16 protein-coding genes are annotated in these 18,135 nt (G+C 65.4%); 4 read left to right on the forward strand and 12 right to left on the reverse strand.

Going from position 1 to position 18,135, the window contains the following annotated elements; translation table 11 throughout:
* Positions 1–12: 12 nt before the first annotated feature.
* From AU197_RS21175 to AU197_RS21230, 12 genes are read right to left on the reverse strand one after another with little or no spacing between them, the layout of a single operon-like run.
* Positions 13–1,704 carry an MCE family protein gene (locus AU197_RS21175; protein ID WP_064405163.1) on the reverse strand — a complete coding sequence of 564 codons (1,692 nt, stop codon included), beginning with the start codon at positions 1,702–1,704 and terminating at the stop codon, positions 13–15.
* Positions 1,704–3,035: an MCE family protein gene (locus AU197_RS21180; protein ID WP_064405165.1), complete on the reverse strand. Its 1,332-nt coding sequence runs from the start codon at positions 3,033–3,035 to the stop codon at positions 1,704–1,706. Before AU197_RS21180 ends, AU197_RS21175 begins: the two co-directional genes overlap by 1 nt.
* Positions 3,032–4,513: an MCE family protein gene (locus AU197_RS21185; protein WP_064405167.1), complete on the reverse strand. Its 1,482-nt coding sequence runs from the start codon at positions 4,511–4,513 to the stop codon at positions 3,032–3,034. Before AU197_RS21185 ends, AU197_RS21180 begins: the two co-directional genes overlap by 4 nt.
* Positions 4,497–5,606, reverse strand: a complete 1,110-nt coding sequence (locus AU197_RS21190; RefSeq protein WP_064405169.1) for an MCE family protein — start codon at positions 5,604–5,606, stop codon at positions 4,497–4,499. Before AU197_RS21190 ends, AU197_RS21185 begins: the two co-directional genes overlap by 17 nt.
* Positions 5,607–6,632, reverse strand: a complete 1,026-nt coding sequence (locus AU197_RS21195; protein WP_064397015.1) for an MCE family protein — start codon at positions 6,630–6,632, stop codon at positions 5,607–5,609.
* On the reverse strand, positions 6,629–7,825 hold the full coding sequence (locus AU197_RS21200) for an MCE family protein (protein WP_064405171.1): 1,197 nt from the start codon (positions 7,823–7,825) through the stop codon (positions 6,629–6,631). Before AU197_RS21200 ends, AU197_RS21195 begins: the two co-directional genes overlap by 4 nt.
* 8 nt (positions 7,826–7,833) lie before the next feature.
* A complete protein-coding gene (locus tag AU197_RS21205; protein WP_064350308.1) occupies positions 7,834–8,691 on the reverse strand; it encodes an MlaE family ABC transporter permease in 858 nt (285 codons plus the stop codon).
* 13 nt (positions 8,692–8,704) lie between these two features.
* Positions 8,705–9,448, reverse strand: a complete 744-nt coding sequence (locus tag AU197_RS21210; RefSeq protein WP_228768705.1) for an MlaE family ABC transporter permease — start codon at positions 9,446–9,448, stop codon at positions 8,705–8,707.
* Between the two features lie 55 nt (positions 9,449–9,503).
* A complete protein-coding gene (locus tag AU197_RS21215; protein ID WP_064405173.1) occupies positions 9,504–10,673 on the reverse strand; it encodes a thiolase C-terminal domain-containing protein in 1,170 nt (389 codons plus the stop codon).
* Positions 10,670–11,845 (reverse strand): Zn-ribbon domain-containing OB-fold protein, encoded by a 1,176-nt coding sequence (locus AU197_RS21220; RefSeq protein WP_064405175.1) that lies wholly within the window; start codon positions 11,843–11,845, stop codon positions 10,670–10,672. The genes AU197_RS21215 and AU197_RS21220 overlap by 4 nt, the downstream gene beginning before the upstream one ends.
* Positions 11,846–11,864: 19 nt before the next feature.
* Positions 11,865–13,073 (reverse strand): CaiB/BaiF CoA transferase family protein, encoded by a 1,209-nt coding sequence (locus AU197_RS21225; protein ID WP_064405176.1) that lies wholly within the window; start codon positions 13,071–13,073, stop codon positions 11,865–11,867.
* Between the two features lie 28 nt (positions 13,074–13,101).
* Complete coding sequence (locus AU197_RS21230) at positions 13,102–14,598, reverse strand: aldehyde dehydrogenase family protein (RefSeq protein ID WP_064405566.1); 1,497 nt, start codon at positions 14,596–14,598, stop codon at positions 13,102–13,104.
* A 290-nt stretch (positions 14,599–14,888) separates the two neighbouring features.
* On the opposite strand from AU197_RS21230, the gene AU197_RS21235 reads away from it, so the two are divergent.
* From AU197_RS21235 to AU197_RS21250, 4 genes are read left to right on the forward strand one after another with little or no spacing between them, the layout of a single operon-like run.
* Complete coding sequence (locus tag AU197_RS21235) at positions 14,889–15,587, forward strand: SDR family NAD(P)-dependent oxidoreductase (RefSeq protein ID WP_064405178.1); 699 nt, start codon at positions 14,889–14,891, stop codon at positions 15,585–15,587.
* A 30-nt stretch (positions 15,588–15,617) separates the two neighbouring features.
* Positions 15,618–16,478: a mycofactocin-coupled SDR family oxidoreductase gene (locus AU197_RS21240; RefSeq protein ID WP_064405180.1), complete on the forward strand. Its 861-nt coding sequence runs from the start codon at positions 15,618–15,620 to the stop codon at positions 16,476–16,478.
* Between the two features lie 17 nt (positions 16,479–16,495).
* Positions 16,496–16,687: a ferredoxin gene (locus AU197_RS21245; protein WP_064405182.1), complete on the forward strand. Its 192-nt coding sequence runs from the start codon at positions 16,496–16,498 to the stop codon at positions 16,685–16,687.
* A gap of 43 nt (positions 16,688–16,730) precedes the next feature.
* A complete protein-coding gene (locus AU197_RS21250) occupies positions 16,731–18,113 on the forward strand; it encodes a cytochrome P450 (protein ID WP_231745139.1) in 1,383 nt (460 codons plus the stop codon).
* Positions 18,114–18,135: the final 22 nt, after the last annotated feature.

Consider the following 18,135-nt stretch of genomic DNA (forward strand, 5'->3'; position numbering starts at 1 on the left):
GCCCGAGCGCGGTCAGGTCGGCAAGAGGTCTTTCCAGGACCTCGGGCCCTTGCCGGGCAGTGTCTCCTGCTGCAGGAAGCCGTCCGGACTGAGATATTTCCCCGTCCCGGGGTCGTATGTCGCCACCGCCACCGATGGGCCATCCGCTGACGCCTCGGCGGCATGAGCGGCCGGCGCTGCGGGAACGGCTCCCGGCGCCGGCGGAAGCGGCGCCCCGTTGAGCGAGTTGCCCGGCGGCGGGGGTGCAATGGGTGCCGGAGGTGGCGGGGGCGCGACCGGTGCCGGCGGGGCTCCCGTAGGCGTCGGCTGCGGTGACAACACGTCCGGCGCCGGGAACGGTGGGGAGTCCGGTGCCGATGGGCCGGGTGGCGCTCCAGCTGGGACCGCGCCCGGCGGCAGCGGCGTACCTTGTACCGGCGCGTAGATCCGCTCCTCGAAGTCGACCCTGTCGTCGGGCGGGACACCCTGAGAGATGAGGTTCGGGTCGATCGGGTTCGGCCCCAACGTGTGCTGGCGCATGGCGAGCGGAACAAAACCCCTTGGGTCGTTGCAGAGCTCGACCGTCGGCGCCCGCTTGCCGGGATGTTCGATGCAGGGGTAGTTGCGGGCTCCACGCACGCTGATCGGTGAATCCTGCGGCAGCTTGCAGTACAACCCGTCAGGCGTGTCGATGGTGGTCTGGTCCTCCGGGGAGCGCCACTGCGACGGCGGGAGGAATCCCACAGTGCATGACGGCGGGTCGCTGATGGTGAGCGCGAAATCGCCGCTCGGCAAGCCGGTGGGATTGTTGCCCGGGAGGCCGAACGACTGCTGGGCGGCGATGATGCCCGGGAAGATGACCAGCAACTGCTCGAGGGCCGGGTTGTAGGTGAGCAGGACCTGCGTGACGGTGGTGAGGTTCGCCAGCAGAATCGGCAGCGTGGGCTTCACGTCGTTGAGGAGCGCCGACACTTCCTGCGCGAAACCGGGCCCCTGCTGCAGTATGGTGCGGATCTCCGGATCATTCTGTTCCAGCTGGCCGGTGACGCCGGCCAGGCTCCGCGCCCAGGTACGGATCTCCTCGGTGGTCTCGGCCTGCGATTCCAGCAGCGGCCTGCTGTCGTCGATCAGTCCGCGAGTCTGGTCGGAGACGCCGCTGACCTCGTCGGTCACCTTGGCGGCCGAGTCGAGCAGGGACTGGAAGTCCGGACCGGCTCCGTTGAAGGCCTTGAACGACTCGTCGAGCAGGTCGGCGATCCGGTCGCCCGGGATGCTGTTCACCAGCGCGCTCAGCCGGTCCAGCATCGGGCCGACCTCTTGCGGAAGGGTGGTTCGCGAGGCCGGAATGCGTTGTCCGCTCTCGAGATACGGTGCTGAGTCGGTGCGGGGCCGCAAATCCACGTACTGCTCACCGACGGCGGACACACTGCGCACCTCGGCCTGCAGGTCTGCTGGAATCTTCGGTGAAGTGTCGAGTGACAGGTGCGCCTCAGCACCGTTCTCCGTCAAGGTCACCGAGGTCACCTCGCCGATCTGCACCCCGCGGTAGGTCACGTTGCTGAAGCGATAGAGGCCGCCCGCGGCGGGTAGCTCCAGCGTGACTTTCAAGCGGCCGATACCGAGCAGTGTGGGCAGTTGCATGTAGGTGAAGATCATCACGGTGACGCCCAGGATCGACGCAATCGTGAAGATGATCAACTGATTTCGGACAAAGCGAGTCAGCATCAGCGACCGCCTCCCGGTGTCGGTTCAGCCGGTGGAAGAGGTGCCGGTGGCGCCGATGGCCCGTACGGCCCCGCGAATACCTGCGAAGACGTGATCGGCTGGGACTGAGGCAGCCACGGCGCCGCCGGCGGCGGCGGCGCGACCGGTAAAAGTGGCTCGCTCACCGGCGGCATCGCCGGAGCCAGCGGCGCCCCGGGTGCCGGCGGCAGACCCTGCGGCGGCGGCGCGACGCCGATCGCCATCGGACTGTAGGAGTAGTTCATGTAGTAGGGATCACCGGGCGCCGGGATGAGTTTGGCATTCTCGTCACCCCACCGCGTGCCCAGCAGCAGCGTCTTCTTCAGACGCGGATAGGTGAGGTCGAAGCTGGCGAACAGGTTGATGTAGTCGCCCCGGGTGATCCGGTCGGCGAAGGTAGGCCCGTAGGGAAATGCGGTGGCCCACAACAGCGCAAGGTTCAGATCCGGCCCGATGTCGGCGAGTGCACCGAACACCGGACCCAGGTTCTCGAGGTCTCTCACCAGGTCGTCACCGGCGTCGTCGACCAACTGATCGGCGGTGTCGCTGAGCTGCCCCAGCTTCTGCAGCGCGGTCGTCAGCCGCGGCCGCTCCCGGATCAGCACGTCGAGCGCCGGTGGAATCTCCTTGAGCGCCCGGTCGAGCACGTCGCGCTGCGAGGCAAACGTACCCGCGACGCGATTCAACTGCTGAATCGAGGCGATGATGTTGTCGCGCTGGCGGTCGAGCACTCCGACGAAATTGTCGAGTCGAGTGAGCAATTCGCGAATCTGAGGTTCCCGCCCGTTCAACGCGACGTTGAAGTTGGAGATGATGTCGCCGATCTGCCCGAGCCCGCCCCCGTTTGCGATAGTGGACAATGCGGACAGCGTCCGCTCAGTGGACGGATATGTCGACGAGTCAGCCAACGGGATCGTCGCGCCGGGTTGCAGCCGACCCCTCGGCTCCTCGCCCAGTGGCGGATTGAGCGCCAGGTGCATCGAGCCGAGCAGGCTGGTCTGCCCGACCGTTGCCACGGCGTTTGCGGGCACCGCCACATCGGGTTTGATCGAGATCTGCACGTTGGCGTGCCAGTCCTCCACCGTCATCTCGCCGACGCTGCCGACGACAACGTCGTTGATGAGAACCGGTGAATTGGATTCCAGCGTGGCCACATTCGCGACCTCGACCCGGTAGGTCACCGAGTCGGGTCCGCGTCCCACCGCGCCGGGCAGCGGCAGCGAGTTCAGACCTTGGAATGAGCAGCCGGTCACTGTCAGCGCAACGCACGCCCCGGCGATCGTCAATCGCTTCACATTGCTCCTGCTGATCATCGCGGGGCCTCCGCAGGCAAGGGTGGTCCCGGCGGCGGGCCGGGAGGCGCGGGAGTCGGCGGCAGCAGCATGCCTTCCACCGTCGTAGGGCCCGCAGGGATGTTGCTCAACACCCGCGGAGGTCCGGGGATCGGCGCGCCCGGGAACAACGGCGGCGACGGTGTCGCCGGTGCGTCATTGTCCGGCGTATACAGCCCCGGCGGACCAGGCGGCGCATTCCACCCCGGCGGCGGCGGGACGTCGCCGTTGCCGAGGTAGGCGGACACGTCCGGGAAGGGCTCGGGCGGATCTCCCGGCCCCGCACCCCCCGGCGCGAGCTTCGGGTCGGTGTAGATCAACCGGTCCGGGTTGATCGCGGGCCGCAGGTAGGCGTTGATCGGCAACGGGATGTTGTTGACGTTGAGCAGGCGCAGCGCCGGACCGAGGTACTGCGCGCACAGCTTTGCGGTCTCGGGGGCGGTCACGTTCGCGACGGCACCGATCATGCTGCAGATGAACAGAACCGGATTGCTGAAATTCACGAGCGAGAAAGCGCCGGTCACCGCACCGCCGTTGGGATAGTAGATATTCGCGAAGTTGGCGATCGCATTCGGCGTGATGTGCAGGACGTTTTCGAAAGCCAGCTTGTGGTCGACCAAAACCTGGGTGACGTTGGCCAGGCGCTGGAACTGCTCGGAGGTCTGGTTTCGGATGCCGGCCACGAACCGCTGTACCTCCCCGAGCGCCACCGATAGGTCGGTCAGCGCCGCGTCGAGGTCGGACCTGTTGTCGTTCAGGACGCTGGTGAGGGTGGCCAACCGGTTCTCGAACATCACGATCTGCTGCTTGCTGTCGCGCAGCGCACCGACGAAAATCTGCAGGTTCTTGATGATGTCGACGATGTTGCCGCTGCCTTCGGCAAAGATCCTCGCCGCGCCCGACAACTGGGCCAGCGTCTGCCGGAGCTTGTCGCCGTTGCCCCCCATAGCGTTCGCGGCACTGTCGATGAACCGGGAGATCGACGTGCCCGACACCCCGGTGTCCGGCCCCAGTTCCGTTGCCAGCCTCATCAATTGCGTCTTGACCTCGTCCCACTCGACGGGAACGGCGGTGCGCTCCATGGGGATCACCGCGCCGTCTTGCATCTTGGGTCCGTCGCCGTTGCGGTATGCAGGCGTGAGCTGGACATAGCGGGCCGCGATCAGGTTCTGGGCGACGACGACCGCCTTGGCGTCGGCCGGAATAGGCACACCGCTGTCCACCTTGAGGACCATCTTGGTCTGGGTGCCTTCAGGCGTGATGGATTCGATCGTGCCCACCTGCACTCCGGACACGCGCACGTCGTCACCCGGATAGATGGCCGTCGCGGTCGGGAAGTAGGCCGTGATGGTCCTCGGCCCGAAGAACACCTGACGCACGAGGAACGCTGCGCCGGCAACCAGTCCGATGGCCAGCAGGACCGCCGTGGCGGCCACCAATCGCTTACGGGGTGCCATCATCGGGAAGATCTCCTGGCTGAGGAATGGCGTTGACGGGGAACGGTAGTTCCGCCCGCGGTCCGGCGTTGTCCGGCGGCTGGCCCGCGTCCATGCCGCGACGGAACCCGAAGGCGTAGTCCATGAACGGCTGCAGTAGCTGCCCCGGTAGTGGGATCATGTTGGGAACCAACGCGTTGTAGTAGGCACCGTTGGACACGATTTCGCCTTGCGTCAGATAGTATTTCGCCGCTCCTGGCAGCATCTTGGCCAGGTTGTCCCGGTTCTTCTCCAGCACCGCCACCACCTCGTTGAGCTTGTTGAGCGTGGGCGCGAGCTCCTGCTCGTTTTCGGCAACCACGCCGGTGAGCTCCTGCGAAACCGCTGAGGTGGCGTTGAGCAGGCTGACGATCGCATGCCGACGTTCGTTGAGCACAGCCAGCAGGTCATTGGCGTTGAGGATCAGCGAGTTCACCTGCTTGCTGCGTTCGGCGAAGATTCCGGTGACATCGCCGGCGGTCCTCAGCAAATCGGCGAGGCTCTGGTTGCGGTTGTTGAGCGACTGCGACAGCCGGGACAGTCCGTCGAATGTCGGACCGAGTTGCGGCGCAACCTGATCGAGCGTCGCGGCCAGCGTGTCCAGCGACTGGTTCAGCGTGTCGGTGTTGGTGGCCGCGGTGTTGGTGGTGAGATCACTGACCGCGTCGGTCAACGAGTACGGGGACGATGTTCGTGTGGTCGGAATGGTCTGGCTGCGATCGAGCGTTCCGCTGCCCTCTGACTCGAGCGCCAGAACTCGCTCTCCGAGCAGCGTCCCAGTGCGGATGTGCGCGGTGGTTTCGGAGCCCAGCGCGTATTTGCTCTGAACCGTGAACCCGACCAAGACATCGCCGTTGACGAGTTCGACCGACGAGACCGAGCCGACCTTGATCCCGGACAGCGTGACGTCGTTACCGCTCGCAAGGCCACCGGCTTCGGTGAACAGCGCCTGGTATCGCAGCCCGGTGGCGTACGACAACAACCGCTCGGGCTGCAACCCGACGGTGATCACAAGGATCATCAGCACGACGCCGATGACGCCGGCCCTGATCAGATGGGAGCCGCGGTACTTATCCATCTACTCTTCAACGCACCTTCCCGTTTCTTGCTTGATCCAGGGGAACACCACGGTGCGGCCTTCCAGGTCGCTGGCGCGGAACGTGACGCCGCAGATGTAGTACGGGAAGAAGGCGCCATACGACCCGACGCGTGCGAGCTTGCGGTAGATCTCGGGAAGACGCTGCAAAGTCGCGTCCAAGCGCGGAAGGTCGTTGCCGACCAGCGGAGCCAGCCGGTGCAACTCGTTGACCGTGTGGTCCAGCGGCGGGCGGGCACGCCCGAGCAGATCCGCCAGCGACGATGTGCCGTTGTCCAGTTGCTCGATGGCCTCGCCGATGGGATCGCGATCGGCGGACAGCCCTTCGACCAGCTTGTCCAGCCGGTCGATGGCGCCGGAGAACTCCTCGCCGTCTTTGGACAATGTGTCGAGCACCGTTCGCAGATCATCGATCAACTGCTCGATCACCTGATTGTTGTCGGCCAGCGAGTTGGTGAACGACGACGACTTCGACAGCAGCGACTCCAACGTGCCGCCCTGACCCTGCAGGATCTGGATCAGCGATGAGGTCAACCCGTTCACGTCCTCCGGGTTCAGACCTTCGATCACCGGCTTGAGCCCTCCGAGCAGAAGGTCGAGGTCGAGTGCCGGCGCAGTCCGGTCGACGGGGATTGTGGCACCGGCAGGCAGGATTCGGGTGGAATCCGGGGTGTCGAGCAGCTCCAGGTAACGGTCCCCGGTGAGATTGAGATACCGGACGGCGGCCCGTGTTCCGGTGGTCAGCTTGGTGCTCTTGTCCGCGTCGAACTCGACGAGGACATTTCGGTCCGGCTGCAGCGACACGCTCTGCACGGTGCCGACCCGGATGCCCGCGATTCGGACGGTATCGCCCGTCTTGAGCCGGGAGGCATCGGTGAAGACCGCTCTGTACCCCTCGGTGTCACCGCCTCTGGAGTCACTGAAAATCAAGAACAGGAACGCCGTCAGGACCGTCATCACGACCCCGAAGACGGCGAACTTGATGAGTGTGCCCGTTGATCCCGTCATCCCGGCATTCCGATCTGTGCGGTATTGCGCGGCGGCCCGTCGAGTGGCCCGAACAACCAGTTCTTCAGCCCCTCGGAATTCAGCAGGATTCCGGCGTTTCCGTACTGCGCTGGGTTGGCGCCCACGTCCCCGACGAGCGCCGGCGGTACGAACTCCGGCGGCAACTCGGGCAGGCCGAGTTCCTTACAGTAGTCGCGGCCGCCGCTCTTGGCGGCGACCTTGGGCAGATCCCCTGGATAGCGGTACCGCTCGACGCCGAGCGTGAGTCCCGCGCTGACCATGACGCCCGAGAACTGCGGCGCCGACTTCGCGAAGGGCACCAAGCCGCCGATGCCACACCACAGGGACTTCTTGTAGAGGTTGAGCAACTCGGCGGTGGGGACCAGATTTTCCAGCACATCGCCGAGCGCCTCACGGTTTCCGCCGATCACCTCGTTGCCGATGTCTGCCAGCCCGATTGCGCTGACGAGGAATGTATCGAGATTCTGCTCCTGGTCGACGATGGAGTTGCTCACCGATGTGGTGCTACGGATCGTCGACATCAGATCCGACGTCGCGTCGGCGTAAGCGTTGAACGTCGGTACCGAGGCCTCGATGCTGGCTTCCAGATTAGGCAGGCTCGGCTCGATCTTGGCCAGCAGCTCGTTGACATCGACCAACGTCTGGCCGAACTGCTCCCCTCGGCCGTTGAATGCTGTCGCGATCGCACCCAGCGTCTGGTTCAGCTTCGCAGGGTCGATCTTGTCGAGCACGTTGACCAGCTGTTGGAACACGGTGTTGATTTCGACAGTGACGCTGCCACTTTGAATGACCTGACCCGGACGCAATTTTTCGGCCGAGGGATTCTCCGGCGGCTTCAACTGAACGAACTTCGCGCCGAACACCGTCGTCGACGCGATGTCGACATCGACGTTCGACGGGATGAGGTGCATCTGCGCCGGATCCATCGCCAGGTGTAGCGCTGCCGTGCCGTCCGGGCGGGTCTCGATCGACTCGACTTTGCCGACGTCGACGCCCCGCATCTTCACTTCGGCGTCGTTGTTCATCACCAGGCCGGCCCGCTCCGAGATCACCGTCACGGGAACGGTTTTGGTGAAACTGCCCTGAAACAGGGCAACCGCCAATGCGACGATCAGAACGATCGTGACGATCAGGGCCAACCCTGTCAGGGGACGTACCACACTGCTTTTCACCGGCGCCTCTATCCCGACAGGTTGAAGTTGCCGTTGGAACCGTAGACGGCCAGGGATACCAGCAGGGTGACCGACACGACGATCACCAGCGAGGTGCGCACCGCGTTACCGACCGCGACGCCCACACCCGAGGGGCCACCGGAGGCGAAGTATCCGAAGTAGGTGTGTACCAACAGGATGGTGATGGCCATCAGCACCGCCTGCAGGAATGACCACAACAAGTCGATCGGATTGAGGAAGGTGTCGAAGTAGTGGTCATACAGCCCGCCGGACTGGCCGAACAACACCACCGTGGTGAATTGGCTGGCAACGAACGACAGGATCACCGCGATCGAGTACAGCGGGGTGATCGCCACCATCCCCGCGATCAGCCGCGTGGACACCAGATACTCGATCGGCCGGATCGCCATCGACTCGAGTGCGTCGATCTCCTCGTTGATGCGCATCGCGCCCAACTGTGCCGTCACCCCGGCGCCGAACGTGGCCGCCAGCCCGATCCCGGCCACCGTCGGTGCGGCGATGCGCACGTTGATGAACGCGGCCAGGAACCCGGTCAGCGCCTCGATACCGATGTCGCCCAACGACGAATACCCCTGCACCGCCAGGGTGCCGCCGGCAGCCAGCGTCAGGAAGCCGACAATGGCCACCGTGCCGCCGATCATCGCCAATGTCCCGGCGCCCATGGAGATCTCGGCGATCAACCGCACGATCTCCTTGCGGAAGTGCACCGATGCATGCGGCACCCCCGCCAGCGCCCGCAGGTAGAACAGCATGTGATCGCCAATGCGGCCGAGAAAGTCGACCGGCTTGCGAACCCCCCGCGACAGGCGCGGATAGGTGCTACGCAGAACTTGTACCGTTCCCATCGATAGCTCCCGATCAGCCCGTGGTCATCCGGATACCGATGGCGGTGACGACCACGTTGATCACGAACAGCGCCATGAACGCATACACCACCGTCTCGTTGACCGCGTTACCGACCGCCTTGGCACCACCGCCGGTGATCGTCAACCCGCGAAAACACGCCACCAACCCCGCGATCAATCCGAACAACGCCGCCTTCACACACGAGATGATCACCTCGGGCACCCCGGTCAACAGCGTGATCCCCGCAGCGAACGCGCCGGGGTTCACATCCTGGATGAACACCGAAAACGTGTAACCACCCAGGATCCCGATGATCACCACCAAACTGTTGAGCAACAACGCCACCAGGCCCGAGGCCAACATGCGCGGCGTCACCAACCGCTGCACCGGGTTGATGCCCAACACCTCCATGGCATCGATCTCCTCGCGGATCGTGCGCGACCCCAGATCAGCACACATCGCCGTGGCGCCCGCACCGGCCACGATCAACACCGTCACGATCGGACCCACCTGGGTCACCGCACCAAACGCCGCACCCGCACCCGACAGATCAGCGGCACCCAACTCGCGCAACAAGATGTTGAGCGTGAACGAGACCAACACCGTGAACGGAATCGCCACCAACAACGTAGGCGCCAACGACACCCGAGCGATGAACCAACACTGCTCCAAAAACTCCCGCCACTGAAACGGCCGACGAAACACAAACCGCACCGCATCGGCCGACATCGCGAACAACGCACCGACCGCCTGCATCGGCCCGGCCAGGTTTCGCAACGGCGGCAGACCCGCAGACCACCGCTCCGGCCCGCTAGCTTGCGCCACTGCCGTCTCCTTCCAGGATGGTGACCGCCGCGACCGCGGTGGGCCCGCCAATGTTATGGGCAAGGCCGATCCGAGCACCGTCCACCTGGTTCACGGCTTCGCCGCGAAGTTGCGCGAACAGCTCGACACACTGCGCGACTCCGGTCGCGCCGGGCGGATGCCCCTTGGCCTTCAATCCCCCACTCGGGTTCACGGGCAGCTCCCCGCCGATAGTCGTGACATCGGCTTCGACGAGTTTGTGGCCCCCGAACCTCTCGGCGAATCCCAGATCTTCATAGCTGATCAGCTCGATGCCCGTGAAGAAATCGTGAACTTCTGCCACATGGACTTCGCCAGGAACAAGACTGGCCATCTCAAAAGCCTGCTTGGCGGCCCGCACCGTCGCCGGCATCGTGGTCATGTCCGCTTTGTGTTGGTGCATCACGGAGTCCAGGCCGAGGCCGATGCCACGAATCCATACCGGGCGGTTTGTGAATCGGTCCACGACGTCTTCGGAAGCCAGTATCAGAGCCGCCGCGCCGTCGCTTTGCGGCGCGCAGTCATAGAGCCGAAAGGGGGTGACGACGACGGGTGCTGCCAGCGCCTGTTCGACGGTGATCTCGAATCGCAGCCGCGCCTTGGGATTGTTGGCCCCGTGCCGGTGGTTCTTCACTGCCACCATCGCCAGATGCTCCTCGGTGGCCGGCGACTCGTGCAGATATCGCCGGACGTGCAACGCGAATCCGGCGGGCGACACGACGCCGAGCGGGTAGTCCCATGCCATGTCGCGGGCCATCGCCTCCCACTCCCACAACATGTCTCTGGAGGTGGTGTCGCGCAGCTTGTCGGCGCCCATCACCAGCGCGACGTCGAACGCTCCCGACGCGACACCGAACAGCGCGTTGCGAATGGCGTCGTTGCCTGTCGCGCATGAATTTTCGACACGGGTCACCGGCAGGTCGGGAAGACCGAGCGAGTCGGCCAGGATGCCTGCCGGGAAACCGTCGGCGGTGCCCATGGCGCCGAACCAGGCCGCCTGCAGATCCGACTTCCTCAAGCCCTTGTCCACGCTGGCCGCGCACTCGGCGAAGGCCATCGGCAGAAGATCCTTGAGGCCCAGCGCGAAATGTTCACCGAACGCGGTCATCCCGGCGCCGACGATCGCGACCCTCCTCATGCCGCCACCGATTCCGGCTCGAACATGTACCCGTAGTCCGGAACTCCGGACCGAATGGCGACGCGGCGCAACGCGAGTCGGCCGCGCGTGCCGATGTCCACGGATCCCGGCTCGGCGCCGGTCACCTTCACCAGCGCCCGCACACCGACACCGTCGAGCGAGACGATCACCAGCGAGTATGGCGAGCGCAAACCGGGCACCGGGATGTGCACGGTGGTTTCGGTGTAGACGGTTCCGGTGCGCGGCAACGGAATCAGCTCGTACCCGCTCGAAAGCGTGGCATCGTCGGCTAGCCGGTACCGGGGCGGGAAGTCGAGCTCGTCGGAACCCGGGTGACGGCCGGCCTCCCAGCGCACCTTGGCCTCGAATGCGCGCTCGTATGCGGCGAGTGAGATGGGGATCTGGGCATCGCCGACGATCGTGCCCTCGGGTTGGGGGCGCGCGGCCGGCTCGCGCCGGTTCAACTCCGCGACGCCGCCGGTGACGGTGATTCCGGACAGGCTCGCCTGTTCGACGGCGACCAGCGGACCCGTCGATCTCCGTTCGGCCATACCGGCCAACGCGAACAACCCGGCGCTCGCGCCGGTGGTCGACAGCGGGGGCGGATCCCCGATCGTCAGCTCGGCCGCCCACGAATGGTCGACACCCGCGACCGCGGCCGGGGTGTCCAGCCACGCCGCCTCCAGAGAGGCGATGAGCCCGCGCTCGTGCAGGAGTCGGGGGTCGCCGTAGTCGTGCACATCACCGGTGGCCTTGCGGGTGCGCACCGGAAGGCTGCGCGACACGCGGGCCGCGGTGCGCACCTGCAGCCCCCGCTCCGCGGTGAGTATCGCCGCCGCTCCGGCCGGATGGAGGTCGGTGCCGATGATCAACGTGCGCGGCCGCGCGGAACTGAGCGCGTCGAGCGTCGCGGGCGCACCGCCGAGGCGCTCGTCGACCTCGAGTTCCGGGTCCAGCCCGAGCCCAGCCAGCAGGACCGCCGCATTGCTGCTGTCGAGCAGGGGCAGATCGCGGCTGACCAGCACCACCCGCTCGACCGCCCCGCTGGCAAGCAACGCCGCACGTCCCGCCTCGACGGCGAGGGTTACCGCGTCCTCGTCGTCACCGGGTTCGCGGTGTAGCGGCGCACCCCAACACGGCAGGTATGTGCCGATCGAGGCGACGTAGGGCATGGGCTGACTTTCGGGTGCTCTAGGTGACGGCGCCAGCCGTCTTCAGTTCGATGATGCGGTCCCAATCCAAGCCGAGTTCCAGCAATATTTCGTCGGTTTGCTCGGCGAACCCCGGGGCGGGCCCGCTCTGGGGTGCGCTGACATCGAACTGGACCGGATTGGCAACCAGTTCGAGCTCGCCGGCCTGCACCAGATAGTCGTTGGCGCGAATCTGGGCGTCCTCGGCCGCCTGCAGCGTGTCCTGGACGGGCGCCCAGGGCCCGAGCAACGTCGCGAACCGTTCGCTCCACTCCGCGAGCGGACGCTTCGACATCGTCTCCTTCAGGATCTCCGCCGCCGCCTCGGTGTTCTCGGCGATCGACTCCGCTGTGGCAAAGCGCGGGTCGTCGGCGAGTTCGTCGAGGCCCATGTGCTTGCAGACGTCGGCCCAGAACTTCGTGGGTTGCATCATCACGAACGAGATGTAGCGGTCGTCGGCCGTCGGGTACAGCCCCACGAGCGGGTTGATCGGCGAACCGTGCACACCCGGCGGGAAGGCCTCCATGCGCTGGCCGAGGTGCTTGGTCAGCGCGACCGTGTGCCCGAGCGACCAGAGGCCACTTCCGAGCAGCGACACGTCGACCACCGACGGCTCGCCGGTGCGCTCGCGTTTGAGCAGCGCCGCGGCGATGCCGCCCGCAAGGTTCGTGCCCGAGATCGTGTCCCCGTAGGCGGGTCCCGGCGGGCCGACCATGCCTGGTGTGCCGGGCGGGGTGATGGTGGCCGCGGTACCCGCGCGACACCAGAATGCGGTCATGTCGTAACCGCCCTTCACGGACTCCTCGCCCCGCGGGCCGAGGGCGCTACCCCTGGCGTAGATGATGGCGGGGTTGACCGCCCGGATGTCGTCGACGTCGATGCCGAACCGCTGCCGGTGCCCCGGCAGGAAGCTGGTCAGGAAGACGTCGGCCCGACGGGCGAGTTCGAGCAGGACTTCTTTACCTTCGGGCACCGACATGTCGAGGCCGATGCTGCGCTTGCCTCGATTGGCGTGCTCGATGTTCGGGTTGGGATCGCCTTCGACGCGCAGCAGGCCGGTCTGCCGCAGCCCCCGCTGCGGGTCGCCGGTCACCGCGTGTTCGACCTTGACCACGTCGGCGCCCCACTCCCGCAGCACTGCACCCGCGGAGGGGACGAACCCGTACATCGCTACTTCCAGGACGCGGATGCCGTCCAACGGTCCACTCACAGCTGTCTCCTCCTCGCGCAAGCGCTCATCAGCCGCCGGTCACCACCGTTGCGAACGTCTTGGATTCCAAGAACTCCTCGAGGCCGGCCCTGCCCATCTCGCGGCCGATGCCGGACTGCTTGTATCCGCCGAACGGGCTGTCGGGGCTGAAGTAGTTGCCTCCGTTGATGGAGAACGTTCCCGTACGGATGCGCCGGGCGACCGCGAGCGCGCGGTCCTCGCTGCCGAATACCGCGCCGGACAGGCCGTAGATGGAGTTGTTGGCGATGCGGACCGCATCATCGTCGTCGTCGTAAGCGATGACGACGAGCACCGGCCCGAACACCTCCTCCTGGGCGATCTCGCTGTCGGGGTCGACGTCGGTCAGCAGCGTCGGCGTATAGAAGTAGCCGGGGTCGACCTTCTCGCCGCCGGTCACCAGCTTCGCCCCGGCCTCGATCGCGCGCTTGACCATTCCGTCGACCTTGTCGCGCTGCTTCTCGCTGATCAGCGGTCCCATGTAGGTGCCCTGTTCGGCCGGGTTGCCGTAGCGGACCAGACCGAAGTTGTTCTTGACCAGTTCGACGATCTCGTCGTGGTGGGTACGCGGCACCAGCAGCCGCGACGTCAGCGCGCAGCCCTGACCGGCGTGGCTGACCATGCTGAATGCGCTGAACAACGCGGCCGTGTTGAAGTCGGCATCGTCGAGCACGATCGCCGCCGACTTGCCGCCCAACTCGAGGAAGACCTTCTTCAGGGTTTCGCTGGCGGCAGCCATGATCCGGCGCCCGGTCGGGGTCGACCCGGTGAACGTCACCATGTCGACGTCCGGGCTGGTGGTCAGCGCGGCGCCCACCTCAGGATCGGCGCCGCTGAGCACGTTCACCACACCGGCGGGGATGTCGGTGTGGTTGGCGATCAGCTCACCCAGAGCGAGCGTGACCAACGGAGTGTCCGGCGCTGACTTCAGAACCACCGTGCAGCCGGCGGCCAGCGCCGGTGCCAGCTTCGCCAGCGCGAGCTGGTTGGGATAGTTGTAGGCGATGATCGCGGCGACCACGCCCGCGGCTTCCTTCTCCACCCACCGGTGGTGCTGCATACCGCGGCTTTCGATGTTCCCGAGATCCTCGGTCATCGGATAGGTCTTGAGCAGCTCGGCGTAGTACCGCACGATCTCGATCGGCTGGTCCAGCTGCGCACCCTGACAGAGCGCTTCGGTGGCGCCGACTTCGGCGATCGTCAGCGCTGCGAGCTCGTCACGGTGCTCGACGAGCGCCCGGTGAAACTGCTCGAGGCACCGGACACGCAGGTCCACATCGGTCGACCACTCGGTCTCATCGAAGGCGCGACGCGCGGCTGCGACGGCCGCTTCGGCATCGGCCACGGTGGCATCCGGTGCGTGCCCGAGCACTTCGCCGGTGGCCGGGTTGATGGAGGGAAACGTCCGGGAGGTTTCGAGCAGCTGTCCGCCGATCAGCAACCGGCGATCGACGCCGACTGTTCCTGCGGCAGGTTCGGAGCTCGAGACGAGGGTCGCTTCCTGCATCATCCTCCTCAGACGTGGGGTTTTCGTGGTGTGATGGAAACTTCATTCTCATCCCCGGCGAATCATACATTCGCACGAAGAGAACTCAAGGAAATGATCGGAATCGCCACTGCCTGCACATAACGGTGCGACAATCTTCCGTCGAACGTCTCACCAGTGCGAATCGCCACGCCCCCGTGTCTTGCGGAGTTGCAAGACGCGAGAGTACGGTTCTCATAATCGAAAGGACGATTCTTGATGGCGTCGCGCACGCACGCGGGGAGCGAAATGACACAAGCTCGGGCAATGGCATGAAGAACGCCGTCGTGACTGGGGGCGGTTCGGGAATCGGGCTGGCCGTCGCGCAGCGTCTGCGCGCCGACGGCATGCACGTCGCGACCATCGACATCAACCCGTCGGACGCCGACTTCGCCTATACCGCCGACGTCACCGACCGTGGCCAGGTCGAGGAGGCACTCAACGCCGTACGCGCGCAGCTCGGCCCGATCACGGTGCTCGTCAACGCCGCGGGGCTGGAGAAGTTCAAGCGCTTCACGGATTTGAAATTCGAGGATTGGCAGCGCGTCATCGACGTCAACCTCAACGGTGTCTTTCACTGCGTCCAGGCCGTCCTGCCGGACATGATCGAAGCCGGGTGGGGGCGCATCGTGAACATCTCGTCGTCCAGCACCCATTCCGGTCAGCCCTACATGGCGCCCTACGTGGCCGCCAAGTCCGCAGTCAACGGGCTCACCAAGTCGCTCGCGCTGGAGTACGGGCCCAGCGGCATCACGGTCAACGCGGTACCGCCCGGGTTCATCGACACCCCGATGCTTCGCAAGTCCGAGGAGCGCGGCTACCTGGTGGTGCAACAGAACATCGACTCGACACCGGTGCGGCGCATCGGCAAGCCCGAGGACATCGCGGCGGCCTGCGCATTTCTGGTCTCCGAGGAGGCCGGATACATCACCGGACAGATCTTGGGCGTCAACGGCGGCCGAAACACGTAGCGGCGACAAGTAATAAGGAAAGGATCCTCAGTGGGACGCGTACAGGGAAAGGTCGCATTCGTCACCGGTGCGGCTCGTGGGCAGGGACGCAGCCATGCGGTACGGCTGGCTGAGGAGGGCGCCGACATCATCGCGGTCGACCTCTGCGAGAACATCGACACCATCGGCTATCCGATGGCCACGCCGGAGGATCTCGAGGAGACCGCGGCGTTCATCGAGAAGACCGGCCAGCGTGTGTACACGGCCAAGGCCGACGTACGCGAGGCCGCACAGCTCAAGGCCGCGGTCGAGGAGGGCATCGCGCAACTCGGCGGGCTCGACATCGTCGTCGCGCAGGCCGGTGTCGCGGGCATGAAAGGTCAACCGCCCCTGCAGGCGTGGATCGACGTCATCAACACCAACCTCATCGGGACGATCAACGCCATTCAGGTGTCGCTGCTGCACCTCAAGGAGGGCGCATCGATCATCGCGACCGGTTCCACCGCGGCGCTGATGGACACCCATCAGAAGAACGACCCGGGCAACGACCCCGGTGGCATGGCTTACGTGCACTCCAAGCGCGCGCTGTCGGCCTACGTGCACGACCTGGCCACCGAGCTCGCGCCCCGGGGGATCCGCGCCAACGTCGTGCATCCCACCAACTGCAACACCAACATGCTGCAGAGCGAGCCGATGTACCGGTCATTCAGGCCCGATCTGGAGAAGCCGGAACTCAAGGACGCCGAGCCGGTCTTCTACGTGCAGCAGGCCATGAAGGTGCCGTGGGTAGAGCCCGAGGACATCAGCAACGCGGTGCTCTGGCTGGCTTCCGACGAAGCACGCTTCGTCACCGGCGCCCAGCTGCGCGTCGACGCCGGCGGCTACCTGAAGTGGTATGACTACCACAACTGAGCAAAGGAGTTGTGACAGTGAAGGTTTGGGTTGACGGAACACGCTGCCAGGGCCACACCCTGTGCGCGATGATCGCACCCGACTCGTTCGAACTCGACGACGTCGACGGCCACGCTTCTGCGGTGAACGAAGTGGTTCCCCCGGACCAGGAGGATCTGGTGCGGGAGGCCGCCCACTCCTGCCCGGAACAGGCCATCGTCATCGAATGACGCGGGCCGCGTAGACCGTCGAAAAGCAATAGGAGACACCGCCGTGACTGTCCACAGCGATGAGCCGCTGGCGCGAAGAGCCACCGGAGACGACGACCGCAAGAAGAACAGATACCACTTCGACCGGCACACCCCCGAATACCGGCTGCAGTTCGAGAAGATCACCGAGGAGATGCACGCTCGGTGCCCGATGGCGTGGACGGACACCTACAACGGACACTGGGTCGCCGCGGACAGCAAGCACGTGTTCGAACTGGCCCGCTGCCCCGCGGTATCCAACCACCACGACATCACCGGCGAAACGCCGTTTCAGGGCATCACCATCCCGAAGGCCAGTCGTGCCACCGTGGTTCGCGGCGGCATCCTGGAGATGGACGAACCCGAACACAGCGCCTACCGCGGTGCGCTGAACCCGTATCTGTCGCCTGCGGCGATCAAACGTTGGGAGCCGTTCGTCGACGAGATCACCCGCGCCGCACTCGATGAGCACATCGAGTCGGGCCGCATCGATTTCGTCGAGCACCTCGCCAACGTCGTGCCGGCGGTGTTCACGCTGGCGATGATGGGTATCGACCTCAAGAAGTGGAACGTCTACAGCGAGCCGACCCACGCCTCGGTGTACACGCCCGAACACGCTCCCGAACGGGAGAAGATCAACGAGCAGCACCGCGAGATGGGCATCGACCTCATCAACAACATGATGGAAATCCGGGAGAACCCGCGCCCGGGCCTGGTGAACGCACTGCTGCAGTTGCGCATCGACGGTGAACCGGCCCCGGACATGGAGATTCTGGGCAACCTGGGATTGATCATCGGCGGCGGTTTCGACACCACCACCGCACTGACCGCGCACGCCCTGGAATGGCTCGGCGAGCACCCCGATGAGCGGGAGCGCCTCAGCCGCGAACGCGACACGCTGTTGCACCCGGCCACCGAGGAGTTTCTGCGATTCTTCACGCCGGCGCCCGGTGACGGCCGGACGTTCTCCGAGGATGTCGAGGTCGAGGGCCAGCAGTTCAAGAAGTATGAGCGGCTGTGGCTGTCGTGGGCGATGGCCAACCGTGACCCCGCCGTGTTCGAGCAGCCGAACGAGGTGATGCTCGACCGGAAAGGCAACCGGCACTTCAGTTTCGGCATCGGTGTGCATCGCTGTGTGGGATCCAATGTGGCGCGGACGGTCTTCAAGTCGATGCTGACCGCCGTGTTGGACCGGATGCCGGATTACGTGTGCGATCCGGAGGGCACGGTTCATTACGACACGATCGGGGTGATCCAGGGCATGCGGAACCTGCCCGCCACTTTCACTCCGAGCAAGCCGTTGGGACCGGGTCTCGACGAGACGTTGGAGAAGCTTCAGCGAATCTGCAATGAACAGGGACTGGCCCGGCCGATCACGGAACGCAAGGAAGCCGCAGTCATCTCCTGATCCGCGCTCACCACGGGCGCAA

It is taken from the genome of Mycobacterium sp. IS-1590 (genome assembly GCF_001500025.1).
GTDB lineage: Bacteria > Actinomycetota > Actinomycetes > Mycobacteriales > Mycobacteriaceae > Mycobacterium.